The organism is Kordiimonas gwangyangensis DSM 19435 = JCM 12864, assembly GCF_000375545.1.
GTDB classification, from domain to species: domain Bacteria; phylum Pseudomonadota; class Alphaproteobacteria; order Sphingomonadales; family Kordiimonadaceae; genus Kordiimonas; species Kordiimonas gwangyangensis.
This window is the reverse complement of sequence record NZ_AQXF01000001.1, coordinates 1,030,269-1,053,240: the sequence shown is the minus strand read 5'-3', so window position 1 is coordinate 1,053,240 and position 22,972 is coordinate 1,030,269. Positions and strand designations below refer to the sequence as shown.

The 22,972-nt window shown below is 54.5% G+C and carries 18 protein-coding genes and 1 pseudogene; 11 read left to right on the top strand and 8 right to left on the bottom strand.

What is annotated here, in order from left to right; all coding sequences use genetic code 11:
• Positions 1-19: 19 nt before the first annotated feature.
• Positions 20-1,196, bottom strand: a pseudogene (locus B150_RS19805) (IS3 family transposase).
• A 74-nt stretch (positions 1,197-1,270) separates the two neighbouring features.
• Positions 1,271-2,626 (bottom strand): O-antigen ligase family protein, encoded by a 1,356-nt coding sequence (locus tag B150_RS0104880; RefSeq protein WP_155859929.1) that lies wholly within the window; start codon positions 2,624-2,626, stop codon positions 1,271-1,273.
• Positions 2,627-3,103: 477 nt separating this feature from the next.
• Here B150_RS0104880 and B150_RS0104875 point away from each other — a divergent pair, with 477 nt between their 5' ends.
• Together B150_RS0104875 and B150_RS0104870 are read left to right on the top strand one after the other, a co-directional pair.
• Positions 3,104-4,609 (top strand): tyrosine-type recombinase/integrase, encoded by a 1,506-nt coding sequence (locus B150_RS0104875; RefSeq protein ID WP_026168207.1) that lies wholly within the window; start codon positions 3,104-3,106, stop codon positions 4,607-4,609.
• Between the two features lie 213 nt (positions 4,610-4,822).
• The gene (locus tag B150_RS0104870) at positions 4,823-5,791 is read left to right on the top strand and encodes an NAD-dependent epimerase/dehydratase family protein (RefSeq protein WP_020398772.1); all 969 of its coding nucleotides are present in this window, start codon (positions 4,823-4,825) and stop codon (positions 5,789-5,791) included.
• A gap of 39 nt (positions 5,792-5,830) precedes the next feature.
• Here B150_RS0104870 and B150_RS19800 read toward each other — a convergent pair whose 3' ends face one another.
• Both B150_RS19800 and B150_RS22985 read right to left on the bottom strand, forming a co-directional pair.
• A complete protein-coding gene (locus tag B150_RS19800) occupies positions 5,831-6,418 on the bottom strand; it encodes a 3'-5' exonuclease (RefSeq protein ID WP_020398771.1) in 588 nt (195 codons plus the stop codon).
• Between the two features lie 4 nt (positions 6,419-6,422).
• Positions 6,423-7,211, bottom strand: a complete 789-nt coding sequence (locus B150_RS22985; RefSeq protein WP_020398770.1) for a metallophosphoesterase — start codon at positions 7,209-7,211, stop codon at positions 6,423-6,425.
• Positions 7,212-8,264: 1,053 nt separating this feature from the next.
• Here B150_RS22985 and B150_RS0104850 point away from each other — a divergent pair.
• Together B150_RS0104850 and B150_RS0104845 are read left to right on the top strand one after the other, a co-directional pair.
• Positions 8,265-8,519, top strand: coding sequence for a helix-turn-helix domain-containing protein (locus B150_RS0104850; RefSeq protein ID WP_020398768.1), 255 nt, complete (start codon positions 8,265-8,267; stop codon positions 8,517-8,519).
• Positions 8,519-9,835, top strand: a complete 1,317-nt coding sequence (locus B150_RS0104845) for a type II toxin-antitoxin system HipA family toxin (protein WP_020398767.1) — start codon at positions 8,519-8,521, stop codon at positions 9,833-9,835. The genes B150_RS0104850 and B150_RS0104845 overlap by 1 nt, the downstream gene beginning before the upstream one ends.
• Positions 9,836-10,366: 531 nt before the next feature.
• Here B150_RS0104845 and B150_RS22150 read toward each other — a convergent pair.
• From B150_RS22150 to B150_RS0104825, 4 genes are read right to left on the bottom strand one after another with little or no spacing between them, the layout of a single operon-like run.
• Positions 10,367-11,878: a prohibitin family protein gene (locus B150_RS22150; RefSeq protein ID WP_020398766.1), complete on the bottom strand. Its 1,512-nt coding sequence runs from the start codon at positions 11,876-11,878 to the stop codon at positions 10,367-10,369.
• Positions 11,875-13,539: an ATP-binding cassette domain-containing protein gene (locus B150_RS0104835; protein ID WP_020398765.1), complete on the bottom strand. Its 1,665-nt coding sequence runs from the start codon at positions 13,537-13,539 to the stop codon at positions 11,875-11,877. The genes B150_RS22150 and B150_RS0104835 overlap by 4 nt, the downstream gene beginning before the upstream one ends.
• Before the next feature lie 16 nt (positions 13,540-13,555).
• Positions 13,556-14,584 (bottom strand): acyltransferase domain-containing protein, encoded by a 1,029-nt coding sequence (locus B150_RS0104830; RefSeq protein ID WP_081611319.1) that lies wholly within the window; start codon positions 14,582-14,584, stop codon positions 13,556-13,558.
• A gap of 44 nt (positions 14,585-14,628) precedes the next feature.
• Positions 14,629-14,838 (bottom strand): hypothetical protein, encoded by a 210-nt coding sequence (locus B150_RS0104825; protein WP_020398763.1) that lies wholly within the window; start codon positions 14,836-14,838, stop codon positions 14,629-14,631.
• Between the two features lie 527 nt (positions 14,839-15,365).
• On the opposite strand from B150_RS0104825, the gene B150_RS19785 reads away from it, so the two are divergent.
• The 7 genes from B150_RS19785 (at position 15,366) to B150_RS19770 (ending at position 22,968) form a co-directional block, all read left to right on the top strand.
• Positions 15,366-15,743, top strand: coding sequence for a DUF6072 family protein (locus B150_RS19785; RefSeq protein ID WP_020398762.1), 378 nt, complete (start codon positions 15,366-15,368; stop codon positions 15,741-15,743).
• Between the two features lie 93 nt (positions 15,744-15,836).
• The gene (locus tag B150_RS0104815; RefSeq protein WP_020398761.1) at positions 15,837-16,121 is read left to right on the top strand and encodes a hypothetical protein; all 285 of its coding nucleotides are present in this window, start codon (positions 15,837-15,839) and stop codon (positions 16,119-16,121) included.
• A 30-nt stretch (positions 16,122-16,151) separates the two neighbouring features.
• Positions 16,152-18,299: an ABC transporter ATP-binding protein gene (locus B150_RS19780; protein ID WP_081611318.1), complete on the top strand. Its 2,148-nt coding sequence runs from the start codon at positions 16,152-16,154 to the stop codon at positions 18,297-18,299.
• On the top strand, positions 18,292-19,137 hold the full coding sequence (locus B150_RS0104805) for a 4'-phosphopantetheinyl transferase family protein (RefSeq protein ID WP_020398759.1): 846 nt from the start codon (positions 18,292-18,294) through the stop codon (positions 19,135-19,137). The genes B150_RS19780 and B150_RS0104805 overlap by 8 nt, the downstream gene beginning before the upstream one ends.
• Entirely contained in the window at positions 19,134-21,470 is a 2,337-nt protein-coding gene (gene fabD, locus B150_RS19775) for an ACP S-malonyltransferase (RefSeq protein WP_020398758.1), read from the top strand. Before B150_RS0104805 ends, fabD begins: the two co-directional genes overlap by 4 nt.
• A complete protein-coding gene (locus B150_RS0104795) occupies positions 21,467-21,709 on the top strand; it encodes a phosphopantetheine-binding protein (protein WP_020398757.1) in 243 nt (80 codons plus the stop codon). Before fabD ends, B150_RS0104795 begins: the two co-directional genes overlap by 4 nt.
• Positions 21,709-22,968: a beta-ketoacyl synthase N-terminal-like domain-containing protein gene (locus B150_RS19770; protein ID WP_020398756.1), complete on the top strand. Its 1,260-nt coding sequence runs from the start codon at positions 21,709-21,711 to the stop codon at positions 22,966-22,968. The genes B150_RS0104795 and B150_RS19770 overlap by 1 nt, the downstream gene beginning before the upstream one ends.
• Positions 22,969-22,972 lie beyond the last annotated feature (4 nt).

Below are 22,972 nucleotides of genomic sequence, written 5' to 3'. Positions count from 1 at the left end.
CTGAATAGCCCCTAGTTTCTTAGACACCTTGGGCTTTCCAATTTTGCTGCCGTTCGAACTCGACGGGCGACAGCAGACCGTTGTTACCATGCTTGCGTTTTGGGTTATAGAAAAACTCGATGTAATCAAAGACGTCCTGCCGAGCTTCTGTGCGGTCCCGATACGTCCGTCGCCTGATCCGTTCCCGCTTGAGGAGCTGGAAAAAGCTTTCCGCGACAGCATTATCGTGACAGCTCCCCCGTCTGCTCATGCTGGCTTCCAGATTGTGGGTCTGCAGGAACTTCTGCCACTCATGACTGGTAAACTGGCTTCCCTGGTCTGAATGGATGATCACCTTCGATCTTGGTTTACGCCGCCAAACGGCCATTAGAAGTGCACTCAGAACCAGATCCATATGCATGCGGGACTGCATCGACCAGCCGACTAGGCGGCGAGAATAGAGATCAATCACGACAGCCAGATACAGGAAGCCTTCATGGGTCTTGATATAGGTGATGTGACGTAAACGTCTGCTTCGCAAGCCGTCACCCAGGTCTGATCAGGCCGCGCTGCATCAAACTGTTGCTACAAATGGTTGGGGGCCACGATTGCTGGCGATCCGCCATAGCTGCCGGGCCGACGACGGTAACCGACCTGTGCCTTGATGCCTGCCAGCTGGGTCAATCGCCATACCCGCTTCGGACAGCAGGTCTCGCCGATGGACCGCAGATCATCATGGATGTTGCGGTAGCCATAGACACAGCCGCTCTCAAGCCATACCTGCTTGATCAGGCCGGTAAGACGTCTGTCATCCTTGGCCCGGTTGCTCATCGGCGAGCGCAGCCAGGCATAGAAGCCACTATGCTGCACCAGCAGCACGCGGCACATCACGCGCACCCGGAAAAGGCCCCGGTGCGCTTTGATGAAGGCGTACTTTACTTGGCTTCTCTTGCGAAGTACGCCGTGGCCTTTTTTAGGATGTCCCGTTCCTCGGTAACCCGGGCCAGTTCCGCCTTCAGTCGGCGTATTTCGGCGGCCTCCGCAGCTTCCTGCCGGATCTGTCGCTCTGGCTTGTGATAGCACTTCTTCCAGTCATAGAGCGACTTGGTGCTAATCCCCAGCCCCGTCGCAACTTCCAGAACCGAATAGCCCCGATCAACCACCTGTGCGACCGCATCTCGCTTGAACTCTTCCGTATAACGAATACCTGACGACATACATCAACTCCTTGCTTCATTTTTACCAAGCAAGGTGTCTAGAAATCTAGGGGCTATTCAGAGACTAGGGCTATTCAGTTCGTCCGATCCGAAACACTCAGACTTGTGGCCAAGATGGCGAGATAGGTATAGGAAACCGCTGGCATCTGTAGCGAAAAATCAACTAGTGAATGGAGGCCAATTTGTATACTCGTAGTGATTCCCAGCAATATCAGTGGACGCGATTTGTTGGAAGACTTTAGAGCGCGAAACAAGCGGTACAAAATGTGGCAGACTAGCCAGAAGATAAGTATTGCAGCGGGGAGTCCTACTGTCATTACCAGTTCTAAAATGTCACTGTGGGCACGGTCAAAAAACGAATACATTTCAGGCGTGCGGAAAACCCTGAAAACATCGATGAAACTTCCGAAACCGTATCCTGATAGAGGTTGGTGCTTGATAGCATCCAAAATTAGAGGGTAGGCAAAAAACCGCTGGTCTGCATTATCAAGCTGTTGAAAACGACCAAGGATACTGTCGCCACTGATCTCGAGCATAAGGCCGACAACAAGCAGGAACAACGCCGAGCCAGTGATGGATCGTATCATTGAACGAGTTTGGGTCCCCGAATGCACAAGATATGCCACAAAATATATTGTGGTTGCAATAAAACTGCTTAGCATACCCGCCCTTGACCCGCTTAATATAAGAGCAGTAGCAGTAACGAATATAGCAAGGATCAGTATCGCTCCACTACCTGCCATTACTTGTAGAAAGGCAATCATGTGCGATCTAAAGCCGGCTTCGTTCGTTTCTCGGCTACAAAAAGCATAGGCGAGAAGGGCTTGCAGTCCAAGGCCGCAAAAGGCAGCGAAACTGTTTCTATTCACAAAAGTGCTGGTAAGGCTCTCGTGATACGCCCATTTCTCGTACCAGAGGACTGTGCTATTGCCAGCAAAATAGGCCACAAGACCATATGAGGCATAAAGCGCGCAAGTAATACCGATGAAGCGGACAATGTACTTAGCATCGCGGATGGAACGCGAAATATCGAAGATAACTGCAAACCAGATGGCGTGGGATAGCAGGAATAAAACAGATATTCCTCGATGGCCCGTAACAAACTCCAGCGATGTGCCGACCTCTGGTTTAGGTAGCGACACCGGCGGGGTGGCGGTAGTGCCCAGGACCATATCAGTCCATGTCCAGACAACGATTGCTATTGAGATTAGTAGAAAGGTTGCGACAAAGCCACTATTCTTACGTTCTGATGGACGCGTAAGTGAAAAATGCCAGAGAGATAGTATCGCTATATATATGACCCAGAACCACTGAAATACCGGCCGGTTGCTAGCAAGAGGAAAGGGCACAGCTAAAAGTAAAAAGTATAACATAAAAAAGCGGTAGCGTAATCCACCGACTGGACGTTTTGAATATGGCTGGTCAATCACTTGTCTATCCGTTAGCCGAGTGCTTTGTGAGTTGCCGCCCAGTCACCAACTGAACAGCCCTTAGGTGTCTAGTCATCATGCTCCGCAAAGATGGCTCACAGTATCCAAGCATATCATCAGGTGTTCGCCATAAAAAATAATTCCAACATGACATGGTGTTGCAAGTTGTTCCTTGGCGATTAAGGAAGCCACTTGACTAGAGATAAGTAGCAAATCGCTTCATAGTGAAATATGTCCGATTGCGAGCTGGAGCGAAGAACCGGCAGAAGCTCACGGGCATGACCGAGAGCTACCATATAATGGCGGACAAAGCCCAAAAAGCCAAAAACAATCCTCGAGAAAGACCTCCGCGTACCTCACGAAACGTACTGCTGGTCAGCAACTTGCTGATCCACCTGACATAATAGGATTATTGCAAGGAGCAATTAATGTATCATAAACGGAAAAAGTGCGTTCATTCAGGCAGCAATTGATTTAATGACAAGCGGTGAGCCCAGTGCGCGAGAAAGGCGAAAAATCTCTCTTTTTGTCATGCTCGCGTATCGCACCGGCATGCGTCGCACTGAACTCGTGAAGCTGCAATTGAAAGATGTGGAGAGCTCACAAGACTGTGTCATTTCGATCCGGGACAATCAATTCGGCAACAATAAATCGCGCGCTGGCCGGCGGCAGATAAACCTAGGCGTTTTCCTCGATGATAGGGAGATGGGTGAGTTTAAATCGCTGATGGCACAATATGCCAGAAAGACAAACCGCAACCTTCCTGTCTTTTCCTTTGGCAGCACAGGAGCGCCGTACCATGGAGGGCAAATTTCCAAAATGTTCTCCCAGGCAATTGAGCAAGTCACGGGTGATGCAGATGTCGTTTTTCATAGCCTGCGCCATAGCTGCTTGTCCTGCCTGCACGCAACGCTTGAGGGCGAGGCCGAAATTGCACACATGATTGCTGGCTTATCGGTGGAAAAAATGGAAGCAATTCGGAAATACTTGGTGGGTCACCTCGACAACCGCATGGGCCTTTATTACACACTCGCGGCCTTTGCCGGTCATGCTGGCCCCAGGGAGACGATGCTGAGCTATTTGCATCTCTCTGACCTAATCATTTTCTCCAAGCTTCAAAGGCAGCCGCTGGAAATTGGTACCGACAAACTGGCCCAAATCGCAGGTGTACAAGGTTCGAAGATCGCAGACCTCGACTCTACTGAGCGCCATCAATATTTGGTTCGGCACAAGGTACCCGCCATCGCTTCATCACATCCATTTGTGTTGCCCGCCGACCAGAAGCTTTTCTCAATTGGTTCAGAAGAGAGTCACACGACACAGGCCAAGCATGACTTAATGCTGGTTGATGAGATCTTACGCGCGCTGCAAGAAGGCTCCAAAGCGCGAGATCTGGCTTTCCAATACGACGTGGACAGGGAAGTGATCGAAAAGTGGCACCAAAATGCCATCGAGCTCCAATCCCTTAGAACGCGCCGCGGAAATTCTCGGCTGTTTGGAAAAGCCAAAGAAGCCTCCATTCGTCTCCGGGCACGGAACGATAATCGAGTGAAAACGGAACTCGACCGGGTTTGCCGTGGCATGCACGCAAAATTGGACTGCTGGTCAGCGAAAGAGATCGAAAGATTTATGAAAGCCATTCTGTTGGCATCATCGCCAGACGCACGATCATATCGAATTCATGATCCAATGTTTGCCGCCGAAATCGTCGAATTTTTCCTGCCCGAGATTCCCGTTGGGAGATGGAGAATGGAAATCGACATCCCCGAAGGTCCGGACTTCAAGGCGTCCAGGGACAGATGGAAGCTGCACAACCCATGGCTTTCAGAGAGCGACTTTAGATCACGTCCGCAAAAGATTTCTGCGCATCACCAGGATGGTATCGGGCTTTTGCGTCTAACCCACCCAGCCAAATCCGATAATTCCAGTCTCCCAAAGCTGGTCGCTTACCTGGTATCCGTTTCATATGACGAGGCCGATTAATTTTTGCTCGAGCTAGCCATATGTAAAGCCATTCTTATCAATATTGATATTGATATTTTTTGCGGTTGGACTTCCGCCCGTTAGGGTACTATTAAGTGACAAAAGGATGGGCAGCCCTGCGGAAAAATACGACGAGGCAGTTGTCCTGACCGGTGATGGCGGATAATCTGCGTTGGCACCGGGTCGGTTATATTTATTGATGGGGATTTAATAATGCAAAAGCAGGCTCTTGTCCTTGGAGCGGGCGGTTTTATCGGTAGCCACCTTGTAAAACGGCTGAAGGCTGAAGGCTTCTGGGTTCGCGGTGTCGACCTGAAGTTCCCTGAATTTGCCGAAACCGAAGCGGATGACTTTGTCATCGGAGACCTACGCGAGCAGTCGATCTGCCGCGAGGTCATCGACCGCCGCTTTGATGAAGTATACCAGCTTGCGGCCGACATGGGTGGCGCCGGTTATATCTTCACCGGCCAGCACGATGCCGACATCATGCACAACAGCGCGACCATCAACCTCAATGTAGTGGATCTCTGTCACAAGCGGAACATCAAGCGTGTGTTCTACAGCTCGTCCGCCTGCATGTACCCGGCCTATAACCAGGAAGACCCCGACAACCCGAACTGCGCCGAGGATTCTGCTTACCCGGCGGCCCCCGATAGCGAATACGGCTGGGAGAAGCTCTTCAGCGAGCGTCTTTACCTCGCCTACAACCGAAACTTCGGCATGCAGTGCCGTGTCGCACGTTTCCACAATATCTTCGGCCCCGAAGGCACATGGACGGGCGGCAAGGAAAAGGCCCCGGCGGCTATCTGCCGCAAGGTGGCGTCCGCGGCGCAAGGTGGCGAGATCGAAATCTGGGGTGACGGCACGCAGACCCGCTCCTTCCTCTTCATCGACGAATGTGTCGAAGGCATCCTGCGCCTGACCCGTTCCGATTTCGAAGGCCCGGTCAATATCGGCTCCGACGAGATGGTCAGCATCAACCAGCTCGTGGACATGGTGTCAGAGATTGCCGGCAAGCCGCTCAGGAAGCGGCATATCGATGGGCCGCTTGGCGTGCGCGGCCGCAACTCAGATAACCGCCTGATCGAAGAGAAACTCGGCTGGAGACCGAACCTGCCGCTTTCCGAAGGCCTGAAGCAGACCTACGCTTGGATCGAGCGTCAGGTCAAGGGCAACAGGTAGTCAAGGTTCAGCACGACCAACGACACAGTTCGGACCTAATTATCTGCACGTAACAGACCTAATACGCTTTTCAGGATTGTGAAAATATTCAAATAACCTCGCGACATTGCGTGCGTCATCAAGGGCCGAATGATGTCGGCCCTCGAAGGTCAGGTTGACCAGCTCCAAGGCCTTCAAAAGCCCGACCTGCCTGCCTTTGCGGATATGCTGTTTCTGGAACAGCTTCTTGGCATTCCGGTGTGGCGGCAGAGGAAGAACAAGGTTGGATCTTTTGATACTCGCGTCCAGTTCGAGCTGCTTCAGGTCATAGTTGCCCCAGGAATACCAGCAATCTGGCGACGCCGGTAAACCGGACAACCACCGTCGCAGTGCTTCCATCATGTCGGCAAAACCCGGTGCGTCAGCCAGCGTATGCGCCGTGATGCCGGTTACGTCCGTGCAGTAAGGAGAAACCTCGGTATATGCCGGTTTGACATATGAATGAAACTCACCAACACCTTCCCCGGCCTCATCAAGGGCAATCACGCCGATTTCGATCGTTTCCATATCTTCGACCGTAAGATCACGACCAAGGGTCTCCCTATCAAAGCAGGTAGCTTCCAAATCAATGCAGAGAAATGTTTTCATCTGGCTATCCTGTTTCATAGTCGCCAATTGGCTCATAAGTGAAGGGCAGAAAGTTGCGGTTTCGGTCCAACTCGATCCGCTGCTGAAGGTTCGCCTCAAACTCTTCGAGGGACTGGCCAATCTCAACCATGGTGAGCCGTCCATTTCTGAAGCCCGCGCCTGTATCCAGGTAGATTACGTTCCCCAAGCGCAAAATGGCGTTATTGGACGTATGGCCGACCAGTACGAGATCCACGTTGGCAACTGAAGTCTGATCCTTGTCCTTAATGCGCCTTCTGCCCCATAGGGTTTCCATGCGTGGTTGGCGCCCCTCTGCCGCGGCGTACCAATCAGTTGGGGCATCGGCATGCATGAGGCCAATCTGGGAACCGTCAGGCAGTATCAAGGTCATGCTGAGCGGTAAGCGCTCGACATAGTGGTCACAGAGATGTTGCACTTCTTCCTGCTGCTCTTCATTCAACAGATCGAACCAACCGCCCCCGTTGACGCGCCAGAAATGTTTATCGGAGCGAGGATTGACGGCATTGAGCATCATTTCATCATGATTGCCGAGCACGCTATGAAACCAGGGCTCGGCAAGCAATTTGACGCATTCATAATTCTTGATGCCCCGGTCCGTCAAATCGCCAAGAACGATAAGGTGATCCCGGGCTCTATCGAAGCCAGCATAATGCATTTCCTGCAGGAGCTCATCGTAGCATCCATGAAGATCGCCACAGACAAACGTTCGTCCATCCCCAGCTACAGATACTACCCGGTGGTTGGGGTGAATTTTGTTCGGTAGCTTCGGCATCGCAGGCCTCAATCTTCATACATATCTCAGAGCTCGCTGCGCCTAATAGAAATACATTGGCATCAATGTCCCAGCGAGTAAAACATCATGGCGCATGCATGAGAGATGAATACGAGCAGCCATAAATTCAACCCGAAGGTAGCTTGGCGGAAGACCCGAGAATTGGTTTCTTTCCAGTTGGAAGGTAGGGTCTGCCGCTGTGATGAGCCTGGAGGTAGCGCACGATCCAGAGAACGGAGGCTCGTCTCGCCTTGCCTTTTCCCCTTACCTTGGGGTTTATAGTGTAGTGACCCATTCGCTGGGCCAACCCCTCGCTTGAACTCTAGACATAGTCGTCGCCTTGGTTCTGAAAACGGCACCTGCTTCAGCTTTCGACCGAAGCAAGGTATCGAAATCGATACCTTTTTGTTGAAGGGTACCGAAAAGGATACCATACCAATACCATAACACATTCAAGGTATGGAAATCGGTACCAAGGAAGCTCTCAGACAAGGCATCGTAACCCTCATGTGGCATAAAGTTGGACATCTTGAGGAAGTTCCCGAAGGTGGCGCCGCATTCATATATGATGCCCACACACCTGAAATTTGCTGCTCGCTGCCCCGTAAGGTGGACCGCCATGCCTACCGTGCCAGTGTGCATCCAATTTTGAGTAACCTTGCACATGAATATACACAAGTATAACTATGTATAGTCCGCTTGCGATATACTTGGTTATACTTCGTTAGAAGCGATTGGGCTTAGCTCCATCGATCTGGGAGATTGCACGGCAGGCAGGACTGCCTCGCAATACTATTCGCAAATATTTGCAATCAATTGCCTCCTCGGGCCCTGCCACTGATTGGCGATAATTTCCTCAGTTGCAGTGCCTATCCTCGGCGGGCAACTCGGCCCAGAACGCGGATCATCACCAGAACATCAGCCATCAAAGTCGGTGTCAAGCACGCTCTCTATACGCTACAGCGCATATTTCTACTTTATACTCTATAGCGTATATTGAAAAAATATGCGCTGTAGCGTATATGCTGTCTTAACTGATCATATGAGGCAATTATGGATCATCAGCTTGTCAGGTCGGCCAAGGATATCGGGATCGCGCTCCGGCGTCGGCGTCGTAAGCACAATCTCACACAAGCAGCGCTCGCGCAGCGTGCTGGTCTCAGGCAGAGCACGGTCTCTCAGGTCGAGAACGGCCTCGAGACGGTAAAGCTCAGTACCATCATTGAGCTTATGCGCGTGCTTGATCTTGAAATCCAATTGCAGCCGCGCAGCAAAAGCACCCCCCAGGATATTGAGGACCTGTTCTGATGGCGCGGCAAAAAAGGACGTCCCGCCTCCTGGTCGCCCTCAATGGCCGACATATGGGCAATCTTGACCGCTCGAACAACGGTGCCGTCAGCTTCACCTATGCAGCCGATTGGCTTGCGGATATGCGGCGGGCTATCCCGGTTTCCCTGTCCTTGCCTCTTCGCGAAGAGCGCTATGTCGGCGCGCCCGTCTTGGCTTATTTTGACAATCTGCTGCCCGAGAACGATCCCATCAGACGCAAAGTTGCCGAAAGGGTCGGGGCTGAGGGCACGGACGCTTTCAGCATGCTTGATAAAATCGGCCGGGATTGTGTGGGAGCCCTGCAGTTCGTACCGGACGGAGACGATATTGCACCGCCGGGTCCCCCCGAAGGGGAACCGGTGGATGACGCAGCAGTCGCCGGCATCATCCGCAATCTGGCAACGGCGCCGCTTGGCATCCGCACAGACAAAGACCGCGACTTCCGAATCTCGCTTGCAGGGGTTCAGGAGAAGACGGCTCTTCTATGGACGAACGGATGGCAAATACCGAAAGGGGGCACACCGACCACCCACATTCTCAAACCCCAACTCGGTAAGCTGCCGAACGGCCTTGATATGTCGGACAGCGTTGAGAATGAGCATTTTTGCCTCACACTGTGCGCCGAGTTTGGCCTCGATGTGGCAGGTAGCCAGATAATCGATTTCGAGGACAAGCGCGTTCTGGTCGTGGAGAGGTTTGACCGGCGCCACACAAAAGATGGCCGGTTGCTGCGCTTGCCGCAGGAAGACTTCTGCCAGGCTCTTGGCGTGCCGGCGACCCGAAAATACAATAATGAAGGCGGACCCGGTATCGGCGAATGCCTGCATCTATTGGGCGGCAGCGACTATGCCGATGAGGATCGCCGGCATTTCCTCAAAGCCCAGATGCTTTTTTGGCTCCTGGGGGCAACTGACGGGCATGCCAAGAATTTCAGCCTGTATCTGGCGCCGGGCGGCGGATACCGGATGACTCCTTTTTACGACATCATGTCGGCCGAGCCCAATCTGGCACGGCATGAACTGCGCCGGCAGGAGATGAAGCTGGCTATGGCGGTTGGCGACAGACGGCATTATCCTATCGACACCATCTATCCTCGGCACTTTCTGCAAAGTGGCAAGGCAGCCGCGATGGACCCCGGCGAGATCGAGGAAATCTACGCATCGATACAGGAGGCCGCCGATGGCGCGGCCGAGCGCGCCAGGACAAAAATGCTACAGGACCTGCCTGAAGAAGTGGTGGTAAGAATCTCGGAGGCTGTTCAAATGCGGCTCCGCAGACCAATACAGGAACTATGAACACTGCATCGGTCGAATGAGGTGGGTCGGGTTCTTGATTGCAGGCGGTTCAGCACCGGAATTTTCCACAGACTGCTGGGTGTCAAAGCTCATCTCATTTGAGCCTCAGCTCTAGTTTGTATAGGTATCAAAACTTGAAATATCAAAATTTTTTCAATAAAAAAAATGGGACCATTTTTTAAACTTTTTTTATTTGGCAGCAAAATTCGAGACGGATCGGCGTTAACAGACCAAAAAAGTAAAATAATATTTATTCAATAAATTCAAAGCATTATATAATTAGAGTCGTTTAAAACCACTTCAAAACAATAGGCAACTTTACATTGGTATACACTGGCAGTGTAGAGGTCGTCGGTTCGATCCCGATCGGCTCCACCAAGATTTAAAGGGCTCAGGAAGCATTTCCTGGGCCCTTGTTCTTTTCCCCAAAAATTCGTGATTTTGGCCTATGCCAGATGCGGACAGCCTAGCGGCCCCAACAATAGCGCATTTCGCATCGGGGCTCGGCTAACGGCGAAGTGCTAACAGGTATCAGCGCTTGTTCTTCACCCGGTGATCATCATCCAGCGCGATCGACAGCAGGAATACGAGGAAGGGAGTCAGCAAAATGCTGATGGCAAACACCCCTGCGAATCCGAAGCGGCGGTGACGGCCGTAATAGGCAACAACGATACACAGGAACAGATAGATAACGAGAAGGAAGGGAAGCATGATATTCGCTCCTAGACTGTTGGATGTGAGCCCTGCTGAATAGGGGTTTGATTCTGAAATTTGCCGATTAACCAGCGCAGCTGGCTGCGACCGTGTGCCCTCGTTGATGTCTGTTGGGCTGGTCAGGCCATCGTTCTGATTCTTCTCCGCCAACATGCCGTCCGTATTTGTTGTGTCGGTCAACCCGTCAGCGACCTCATTTGGCGCAATGAGGCCATCGGCCTCAGCACTCGTGGCGTCAACCTTCTGCGCCTTTGTATGGCCTGCCCCCTCGGGCTGAGTTCCTGCCGGCTTTGTTTTTTTCGATCCGTCGCCTTCAACGCCAGTCGCTGGCTTTTGTACGCCGGTTGTTGAACTCTCATCTTCCGGGAAAAGTTGCGGCAGATTCTCAAAATCGAGCGCCGGTGCGTCTGACTCAGACATTGATTTGATTGGTGGTGCCTGCTGCAGGTTATGGATGTCGCTGCCGAGGATCAGCGGCAACTGCTTTTCACCTGAGCCGACAATTACGACTTTGGAGTTTGGCGATTTCGCCAGTTCCACAGTTGCTTCAATGCCGCGCCATGTCAGCAGGTTTTTGTTAAGCGCGCCGGAGACAATCGAATAGAAGTTTTGTACCCCAAGCGCCTTGATCCGAAGCCGCTCCGCCTCCTGCCGCTCAGCTTCGAGGCGGAAGGTGAAGGACGCAGCAACTTGTTCCTGCACCAGTTTTTCCTCGATAGAGTTCGCGATAGCTGGCGGAATGATAATTTCGCGGATGATGAGGTCTGTAAATTCAAAATACTGGGAATATTCAGACAGTTTCACAATCTGGTAGAGGTCATTTTCCAGCTGTTTGTAGTTGCTGGTATAGAGCTCAACTGAATTGTAGCGCGACAGTACTTCCCGCACCGCACCTGTTGTCAGCGGAATGACAACACGTTCGCGGTACTCTGGTCCGATACCCTGCAACAACTCACCAGCTTGGTCGCTTTTCACCCGGAAAAGCACTGACAGTTTCACACGGACTTCCATACCTTCGGCACTGAGCGCGAGAACTTCTTCATTTGCCGCCTGTACCCGGGTCTCGAAAACATAGATCCTGTTCCACGGCAGCTTCATGTGGAAGCCTTCACCCAGTTCCGAATAGACTTGGGTACCGCCAAAAAGCCAGCTGTAGAGAACGCCCACGTTACCGGGCAGAATGGTCACAAATATATAGCGCCAGAACACCAGCAGGAGAAACCCGATCGCCAGAATGGTGCCAATGACATGCACCATATGTTTCGGCGGTGATTTCCTGCGAGCTTTCTTGGCTGGCGGTGTCGGTGTGCTTGTCGCTTCGGCAGTCATAGAGAATTCTCGGTCTGTGTTGGCCCCGCCGGTTGCGGGCGGAGGTTGATAATCTGGTCAGCCATTTCTGTCAGGGCACCTTCACGGTGAACCGCCAGCACAACGGTTGTTCCTGCCTGCTTGAGGCGTGGCAGTATGTCGTTATGCAGCTTGTTTGTGAACCACTCATCCTGCCCGGCTTCAATATCGTCAAGAATAAGCACGGGCCGTTTTTGAACCAGGGCGAACGCCAGCATAAGCCGGCGCTTTTGAGCCGGTGAGAAGTGACGCTTGAGATCCGCGGCCGTGGCCACCAAGCCTTCATCAATACCAAGCTCAACCACTGTCTCGTAGAAAGCTTGCTTTTCCTCTTCGCTCACCCCGTAAAACCGGTCGAAAAGGTGGCTATCGAGAAAAACAGCGGCAAACAGGCTGCGGTAGGCGCTTCCTTGGTTCTCATGCAACTCTTCACCATCCACAAGCAGACGGCCACTGCCGGGATGAACAAGCCCGCAAATCAAACGCAACAGGGTGGTTTTACCGGATCCGTTTGGACCATTGACCGCGATGATCTGGCCCGGCTCAAATTTAACGGACACGGGGCCAAACCCAGGTACTCCCCCGCGCGGATCAAAGGATACCGTACAGTCTTCCAGCGCAATGGATTTGAAGCTCGCCAGCGCCGCAACATCCGCCCCATCACCTTGACGGGCATCGCGCAGGGTTGCTTTCACCTGTTCAAGCTCCGCCAACGCCTGATTGGCGCGCGAGAGCATGGGAATCGCACGCAGCACAATGTTCAGCGTCGCGATCTGGAAAATGGCGATGTAGGTGATTTTGCTGACCGTTTCCGCGCTATCGATATATTGAGGCACCGCGAAGACGATGGCGGAAACAAGAACATAAAAGCCGACATAGATCGTCATATAGGCTTTGCTTGAGGTACGGGAGGCGCTGTCTTTCTCCGCATGGGTTTTTGCAGCGGCTGCCGAGATATAATTGGTCTGCAGATCATCCCCCGCCCGACCGTTGAGCTTCACTTCCTTCAACCCATCCAGAAGCTGGATGAAGAGGTTCATGTAGGTACGTTCGGTGACCTGCGCCTTGTAGACGTCAGGCGCTGCACTCTCGATGTAGTAGCGCGCGACGAAGGCGGTCGCGGCGACCGTGACAATGATCACAATGAAGGTCAGCGGCGACAGGTAAAGCGTGTAGAGGCCAATGCAGGTGGTCACTCCGCCGGTGATCAGCGCAAATATGACAGGGGGTCCGGCTTCGGTCAGGATTGCCGTAGTGCGGTTCAACAGCCCATAGAGCTTGGTGGTGCTGAGAGCCTCGACCGTCTTCAGATCTGCGTAGCGGATCGCAAGCGCAAATTCGCGCCGCTGGATTTCGACGGCGGTTTCGCAAGTGTCAACCGTCAGACCGGTGACATTGAATTGACTGTAGATCAACACGGCCGCAATGATCAGGAACATGCCGAGCGACTGGAAATCGACACCATTTTCGGTGCCACCCGCGACGGTGGATGTGACGAGCGCAATGGTCGCGACACTTGAAAGCGCAGCCGCTAAAAGCCACGCGAGCAGATAAACTCTGTTGCGGTTATGCCGACCCAACAGCAGCGTTATAAAGCTGGTGGTAGGGGTGGCTGGCGTGTTTGCTGGAGACATTGTTTTCATTTTAAATCTGACGCGATCATCTGCTAAGTCCCTGCAACTCTGTCTCTTTTTCCACGTTATGCCAAGCGCTTTGAGGTGCCATCGTCGAATTTACCGCCATTTGCTCGCCCGTTGAGAGAGGCGATGAATTTTCGCCCATGGAGTAGAGCGCGCTGATCCGCCCCCGTTCTGAGGGACCCAAAACATATTGAAGGAGAGTGGCAAGCGTACCGCTGGGGCTGCAGTCAATGTAGCGCGGCCTGTTCAGGTCGGCTTCAACCTTTGAAACAGTTGTAGAGAAGTGAATGGGCGCTTCTACGATCCGCCAGAGATTTTCCACGTCCGGATACCATCTTTCACCTGCAAGGCTACAGCCGTACACCGGACATGCTGTACCGCCCAAGCTGATCTCACAGGCAATTGCATCAAATCCCGGCCGCATGGCCATGACTGCAGGACCATGAAATCCGAACGGAATATTCAGCAGGAACGCTGGCACACTGATTTTATCGAGCGCTGCACGGCAAGCCTCAATTGATGGCCGCGTACCGGACACCACGATATGCCGCTCAAAGTTATCCGCCGCGAGCGCACAGCCTTTAAAAATGTCCGGGTTCTCATGAAAAAACCCTGCACCCGCCAGGACAGTCATCATGCCGCCCGGCTCCAGGATTTTACTTGCCGCGCTGGCTTGGCCAACAATCAGGTCGAGAATATGCTCAAACGTCGCGGCTCCGGTATGCACAAGCGCCACAAATTCGCCTAGGCTGGCCCCTAAACACGCGTCAACCCGTACGCCCCGTTTTTTCAGGCTCTCCCCCGCCGCCCATTGCTGTGCGAAAATAGCCGGATGGGTGACGGCAATATCGTTCAGCCAGTCTTCGGACGGGCCAAAAATGGTCTCGATCAGGTTTACCCCGGTGCGGCGGCGCACGCAGCGATCGGCATAAAATAGCCTGTCCCGAAAAACGGGGTCCGCCTCAAATGCTGCTGACCCCATTTTCGGAAAATGACTACCTTGCCCCGCAAAAAGCAGAACTGTTTTAGCTGATGATTGCTGGCTCATCACCGGGGGACTCCCATCCTGTGCCCCACACCGCGTGACAAACCTTAAGCTTCAGCTTGTGGCTCTGCCGCAGGTTCGTCTTCGAATTCTTCATCCGCTGGCGCGAAGGCATAAAGGAAAATTGCGCCCAGAACCGGTGTGAACACAAGGCTCAGCAACAAAGTGCCGAGGAACCCCGCACGTGTTTCGCGACCATAAAGAGCAACCCAATAGGCCAGCCCGATATAGACCAACAGGAAAATGATTTGTGCCATGTGAATGCTTCCTCTCAAGCTTCAGGTTGAAGTAAGGATGTTTACGCACATACAAAACTGGTGGTGTCGAAACCGTGACCCCCTAGCAGCCGGATGCTAGCGAATGATGCCGCCGGAAACAAGGCTGGCGAGCTGTATCCCCCTGATTTTGAAGATAATACCCAAATTTGCCTTCGCGGATGAGGGTATTCTGCAAGCGCCGCCCAAAAGGCCGACACATGGCTCCCAAAAAGCGCAGAAAACCAATAGTTCAAGGGTGTTTCACCGGCGTCAAAACCGCCCTAAATTACTGTTCATGGTACACTTTTCGGCCCCGAAATCACCCTGAAGCCTAGGTCGGATTTGTTTCAGGTTTGAGTACTCTTGCCATCCTAAACCACTAGCATATTTGAGTAATTTTGCCTTTGTCTCCGGCTTTTAACCTCAATAAATACTTGAGGTTTGAGGGAGGACATGATTAGCTAAAATCCAATATGTTGTGCTTTTAGTCCTTAACATTGAGCCTTCAATCACACGGATATCAAACAATGGCTGACACTCAGAATATGACAGTGCTCTCGAACGGCGCTAAACTTGTAGGCGAATCTCTGCTACCTGGCGCGAGCCTGATGATGGACGGCAAGGTTGTGAACGGTGCGGCCCACGCAGTCGTTGGTCTTGGCGCAAAAGCGCTGCTTGGCCCGTTTGGCCTTGCGCTGGTTGCTGCTGACTCCTTCTCGAAGTCGCTGACCAACAAATACATCTGGGACCATGTTTCAGAAATCTACACGGACCAGAAAAGCCGTTACCACGCCAAGCGCGCAACCGCCGCGGAAATCACCGACGAAAGCGTGACAGTCGAGGCGCCGGCCAAAAAACCAGCAGCAAAACGGCCGGCACGTACCCGCAAGGCAAAAGCTGACTAGAAACCAACCGCGGTCGCGCCATTTTATGGCGCACTCAGTTGGTTGTTGCGCATTTTGGGGCGTGGTCATATCTGACCTCGGGGGAGACAGACGTTGCTTTGGTTTTTACTGCTTTTGGCACTTGGCTTGATTTATCTCGCGCTGACCCAGCGCCTTCGGGCGATGGAGGAGCGTGTTTTGCTTTATGTCGATAAGGCAAAATCAGCTTTTGAATTCGTGAAAGAAGACGTTCAGGACGTTGAAGCGGAGCTGAACGACGATGTCGTTGCCTCTGTTGAGGCTGAGCTTGAACGCGAAGTGATGAAACGCCGCCAATCTGGCGCTGATGCATCCGGCGCCGACAGCGATGCGAGCAACTCCGGACAAACAACTCATTAAAACTGGCCACCCTCCAACCCGGTTTGAACCATGACAGCAGCAGCTCTTAGAGATCGCCTTAATCTCTCGCTCACGTCGGTGACCGGTACTGGGTCCACGCGCCAACGGTGGCAGAGCCGCCACCTGATCGGCCGACCGGTCCTCGCCGCGCGGCTAAGCATGATCATGGGCGGCAAGGATGATGTTGGCCATGCCGAGGCAAATCCGCGGACCGGTCGCATACTGCTGCGCGATGTAAAGGTGCCCGCTGCGCAGATCGAGCCGGAAATCCGTGCTGCCCTGCACAAGCTGCTACTGGAGGAAATCCGCACCAAAATCACCATGGGGCCGGACGAACTCTCCACGGAACCAATCCAGCTCCTGCCTGCACTCAAGCAAGTCACGAATCCGCTGAAGGCCAACAGCCCGCAGGACGGCGCATTCCGTGAGCTGTTGAAACAGTTTCCGCCGGACAAACGTGAATTCGTCAAAGCGACATCCTATTCGCTTGGCAATACGCTGGTGAACTTCGCGCCGGAGCTCGCGCTTATTGCCATTGTCAACATCGTGAATGGCAAGAAAATTGGCCTTCTGACCAAGATCGGCTTGGGGACTATTCGCGGTCAGGTGTTGACCATGGGCTTGGCTGCGGGTGCAGCATTTGCGTTCGAGCTTTATGTCGAACGCAACAAACGCCGCAAGTGGCGCAACCTCGCCCGCATGATGGAACATGAAGTCAGGACCGAAACCTACGATCACCTGCAGCGCATGGATATGGCGCACATTGACCGCAAGAGTTCAGGCGAGCATTTGAACCTGCTGTGGGACGCGACAGGCAAGATCAGGACCTTCATGGAATCCGGCGCTGATGACATGCTACAGCGCATTTTTGTTGCCGTGATCATTGTCGCAACGCTTGGCTTTGTGTCACCGCTTCTGGCGCTGACCACCCTTGCGCCGCTGCCAATAATCATTGCGGGTTCGCGCTATGTATCCAAACGGGTCGAAGAACCCTATGCGATCCAGCAGAAATGCGAGGAACTTATCCAGAAGTTCCTGTCTGCAAATCTGATTGACCTTTCCGTGATCAAGAGTTTCACCGCGGAAGATATTGAAGCTGAGAAGCTGAACACCTTGAGCGCGCAGGTGCGTGATACGTCATCGATGGCGCATGAGACCAGCTCACAATACACTGACTTGATGCGCCTCCTGATCTCCGTGTCCTTCGCACTGGCTGTCATGATCGGCGGTTTCCTTGTGGCGCGCAAATCCATCACAGCCAGCATGTTCACGCTCATCCTCTTCTTCGTGCCAAAACTTCTGGTGCGCATGGAAGGCATGGGTGTGAGCTACGACCAGTACAAACTGGCCAACCAGTCCGCGCGCGCAATCCTTGATGAGCTGGGTGCGAGCGCTGAAATCCATTCCGGCCCTGTTCACCTGCCGCGTGAGAGCGTCGCTGGTGCAATCACCTTCCGCAATCTGGACTTCGGCTATAGCGCTGACAGGAAAGTGCTCGAGAATTTCAACATGGAGATCCCTGCGGGCTCAACCGTCGCCATCGTTGGCTCGACGGGAGCCGGCAAGTCTACTGTCATCCGCCTTATCAACCGCTTCTATGACCCACTGGATGGTGCCGTGGAGCTTGATGGCCTTGACCTCCGCGAGGCCAACCTGACTGATCTTCGCCGCAATATCGCAACCGTGAGCCAGGAAACTTTCCTCTTCGATATGAGTGTGCGTGAAAACATCCTGTTTGGCCGCCCGGACGCAACCGATGAAGAGGTGATTGAGGCAGCAAAGGCCGCCGAAGCACACGAATTCATCGTTGATCTCGCACAAGGCTACGAGACCAAAATTGGCGAGCGCGGAAAGGCGCTCTCCGGCGGTCAGCGGCAACGTATTGCGATTGCGCGCGCGATACTCAAAGACGCGCCCATCCTGATTTTCGATGAAGCCACAAGCGCGGTCGACAATGAAACCGAAGCCGCGATCCAGCGCTCCATCGACGCATTTGCAAAAGACCGCACCGCCATTTTGATTGCGCACCGCCTCTCGACCGTGCGCAATGCAGACTGCATTCATGTTATGAGCCACGGCAATGTTGTCGAAAGCGGCACCCACGATGCACTCATCAAACAAAACGGCATTTATGCCGAGCTGTGGCGGGTTCAGACCGGCGAGGCGGTGAATGCTTAGCCTTGTGGATGACACGGCCAGCCAGCTGTCCGGTGCCCAAATTTGGTCGGACACCCTTGAAGTTCTCGCGCTCAGCTGCGGATATAGCGACGCACGCACCGATCTAACCGGCCAGCTCTCGCTGGCGATGACAAAAGCCGATCTATCAGCACTGTCCCGCGCACAATCCGACTTTCTCGCGCCTGCTGAAGCACAGGCTTTGGCAGCCATGAAGCTCGACCGCCGCCGCACCAGTTTCCTGCGCGGCAGGGCTACCGCGAAAATAGCGCTCTGTAAGGCGTTTGGTGGTGCTCCCACAAAGTGGGACATCCGTAGCGGCGTATTCAATCAACCCGTTGCCGCTTACCGGGGCGGCGAGAAGCCCCCCGTGCATGTTTCCATCAGCCACAGCAATGAGGCAGGGGTTGCGGTGTCTTCCCCGCAAGAATGGCCGGTTGCGATCGATATTGAAACGGTATCCGCACAGAACAGGCCTGCCCTTGAAAGCCAACTCACAGCGCGGGAACGCGAATGGTGTGAAAATGCGCCGTGCGCCTTAAATGCGGCCACCGCGCTCTGGGCCTTGAAAGAGGCGGCATCAAAAATTCTCGGCGGCGGGCTGGCCCTTGATTTCAAGGCACTTGAAACGGTCCCAAGCCTCTCCGGCGACACCGTAAACTGCACATTCGTGAACGCGGGGCATCTTGCCGGCGAGGCTGTGCTAAAGGATGGCGTCGTTCTGGCGCTTGTTATGTCCTCCCAGTCAGTGCTGACCGACAGCAACTTCCTCTCGCGCGCTGCTAACATGCTTAGCTCTTCACTTGGCGCACGCAATATCTGTGGGGAGACGGAACCATGACAGTCTGGATGTTCCCGGGGCAAGGTGCCCAAGCGAAAGGCATGGGCGACGACCTGTTTGACCGGTTCCCCGTTGAGACCGCCCAAGCGGATGAGGTTCTCGGCTACTCAATTGCTGACCTTTGCCGCCATGACCGCGACGGTCTATTGCGGCGTACCGACTATACCCAACCTGCACTTTATACCGTTTGTGCGCTATCCGTGCTCGCGCGTCACGCGGACGGCGAGCCTGAGCCTGACTTTGTCGCAGGCCATAGCTTGGGCGAGTATGCAGCCCTGTTCGCAGCCGGGGTGTTTGACTTTGCCACAGGCCTGCGCCTCGTAAAAAAACGGGGGCAACTTATGGCCGAGGCGTCCGAAGGCGGCATGTTGGCCATCATTGGCCAGGATGAAGCGGCGCTAAAGCCGTTTCTCGAGCGTCACGGCTTCGGTGGTATCGATATCGCGAACCTGAACAGCCCCAAACAAACCGTACTGTCCGGCGTAAAATCCCAGATCATGGACTGTGCGAAAGTATGTGAGACTGAGGAAATCACAGCGATTCCGCTGAATGTATCCGCAGCCTTCCATTCGCAACTTATGGAAGACGCCGCAAAAGCCTTCGCTGATTTCCTGAAAGATACAAATTTTGCGCAGCCGCGCATCCCCGTGATCGCCAACGTGACCGCGAGACCCTATGGAAACGGCGACACGCAAGCCATTGTTCGCGAACTGCTTTCGCGCCAGATTGCCGGCACGGTACGCTGGCGGGATACCGTGGATTATCTGCACAGCATCGGCGAAAGGGACTTCATAGAAGTTGGCCCCGGCGTCGTGCTAACGCGTATGCTGAAAGACTTCCCGGCCCCTGCTGCGCCCACGCCCAAAGCCGCTGTCAGCGCGCCTGCACCAGCGCCAGAGATGAGGCCGAGCGCGAAAGTGGTTTCCATCGAGCCCAAAAAAGCCACGCGGCCTGCTGATACAGCCGCGACAGAAAGCCCCATTGGGGCACCATCATTCATGGAGCGTTATGGTCTTGAGCATGCCTATGTCACCGGCTCAATGTACCGCGGTATCGCGTCGTCTGACATGGTAATTGCCATGGCAAATGCAGGCTGTATGGGCTTCCTTGGCACTGGCGGCATGCCGGCGCGGGATGTTCAGGATAACATCGGGAAGATCAAAGCTGCCCTTGGCGCGAAACGCAACTGGGGCGCAAATCTGTTGAGCCACCCCGATGCCCCGCAGGCAGAGCTGGCGCTTGCAAAGCTTTATGTCGCGGAGGATGTACCGGTTGTTGAGGCTTCCGCCTTTGTAACGCTGAGCCGCGCGCTGGTCTATTACCGCTACGCGGGTGCAAAACGCGCGTCCGACGGATCGTTTCAAGGTGTGCGGCGGGTCATCCTGAAAGCGTCAAGGCCCGAAGTGGCGCGCCAGTTCCTCGCACCAGCACCTGCTGCCATGCTGGACAGCCTGATTGCAGACGGCCTTCTGGATCAGGAAGCCGCTTATGTGGCTGAGCACATGCCAGTGATAGACGACCTGACGGCAGAAAGTGATAGTGGCGGCCACACAGACCAAGCTTCGCCCTTCACACTGATCCCCACATTCCTGCGCGTTCGCGCGGAGGCGGCAAAAACATTTCCCGACCATCATATCCATGTGGGCGCTGCGGGTGGTATCGGTTCACCGGAGGCAATCGTCGCGGCGGTTGCGCTCGGTGCAGACTATATCGTGACTGGCTCCATCAACCAGTGCACCACGGAATCCGGCATGAGCCCGACGGCAAAAGACATGCTTCAAGCGCTGGATATTGGTGACTTTGCCTACGCGCCCGCGGGCGACATGTTCGAAATTGGCGCGAAGGCACAAGTCGTGCGCAAGGGAAGCTTTTTTGCCGCCCGCGCGGAGCGGCTTTACCAACTCTACCGCCACTATGACTCACTTGATGACTTGCCGCCGGACGTACGCACCCAAGTCGAGGATCGCTTTTTCATGCGCTCATTCGATGACGTATGGCAGGGCGTTGTCGAATGGCTTTCGCGTACCGACCCGGACCTCCTGGAACGTGCCAAGGCCCGGCCGAAGGTGAAAATGGCGCTCGTTTTCCGCTGGTACTTCAAATATAGCGCCGACCTCGCGCTAGATGGTGATGCCTCGGGCAAAGTGAACTACCAGCTTCATAGCGGCCCGGCACTTGCTGCCTTTAACTCATGGGCGCGGGAGAATAATCTCACCGACTGGCGCACCCGTCACTGCGCGGACATTGCGATGCGTTTGATGGGTGAGGCCCGCGCGCGTCTGTCGGGCAGCAAACATAGCGATAACAAGCTTGGGCAGGGAGCACCCTCGTGACTGAAGACCAATTGATCAAGGTAATGGTGGCGGAAATCAAAGACCTGCTGCCAGAACTTGAAGACACCGATATTTCCGGCACCGACAGCCTGGTCGAGCTTGGGCTTAACTCCATGGACCGCATCGATGTCATCATGGCCGCCCAGAATGAGGTTTCGGCCAACATCCCCATGACAAGCTTTGCGCCCGCCAAATGCATCGCCGATATTGCGCGCATCATTCAGGACGCCAACGCCTGATGCAAGACGCCTTGGGGGAGCTGGTTATTACAGGGTGCGGCGTGTTTGGTGCCGTTGGCACCAACTGCGCTGAACTGTCCGACCGCCTGCAAACCGCAAACCTTGACCACCTCACCCGGCGCACCGACCCACGCGTCCTGGAGCCGTGGATTGCAGGCATTATGCCTGATCCTGACCCGGAAACCGCTGCCAAATCCCTTTTTGACGACGACACCGCGAAAAAGGTTCGGCGGTTGACCCGTGCCGCTGCAAACGGCCCACGGGCGGGCCTCACCGCCGCGCTTCAGGCATGGCAGGATGCCGCGTTGCCCATGGGACCTGTCACGGAGGACGCCAGCGTATTTGTGGCCGGCCAGAATACGGCAAACGAAGTGCTTTTGTCTGCAAGTGAGGCGTTCACAAGTGAGGGCCGACTATCCGCTGGACGGCTGATGCAGATGGGGCACGACTCGTTTCTCGTGTCGCTCCTGAGCGCTGTATTCGGGATTGCTGGTGACGGTGCCGTTGTGGGCGGCGCGCAAGCCAGCGGCCATATCGCCATCCTGCAGGCGGTGCGCGCACTGCGGAGTGGCGAGACTGAATTAGCCCTTGTTGTGGGTGCGCCAACAATACTGTCGCCGCTCGAAGTCGCGGGATATCAAGCCTTGGGCGCACTGGCCAACGGTAGCGAAGACACACTTGCTGCCGGATGCCGGGCATTTGACACCGGCGCTGCGGGCTTCGTGCCGACAGAAGCCGCAGCAGCCCTCGTTCTGGAAACAGCAGCTCACGCACAAGCACGCAACGCCAAGGTAAAAGCCAGGATTTCCGGCTGGGCCAGCGCCATGCACCGCTCAGTTGAGCCGGGTCCCGACTGTGCAACAGCTGTGCGGGTTATGCGCAACGCCCTTGCCATGGCAGGTGCGCGCAAGCCTGATATGGTCAGCGCCCATGCAACCGGCACACCCGCTGGCGACAGTGCCGAGGCGGAGGCCTTGGCCGCAGTGGTGGATGCCCGCACACCGGTCACCGCCCCCAAAGCCGTCCTCGGGCACGGATTGACATCCGCCGGAGTGCTGGAGACCGTAGCCGCGATAGTGCAGATGGAGCAAGGTTTCCTGCACGGCAGCCCCGGCCTCCTTGAACCTATCGCGCCGCTGCTTGACCATGTGCGGGAAAGACGTGATAGCCTGTCCATTGGCCGGGTATTGAATAATGGCTTCGGCTTTGGCGGGTTCAACGCCGCCATTGTGCTTGATCAACCAGATTTGGGAGCATAAACGC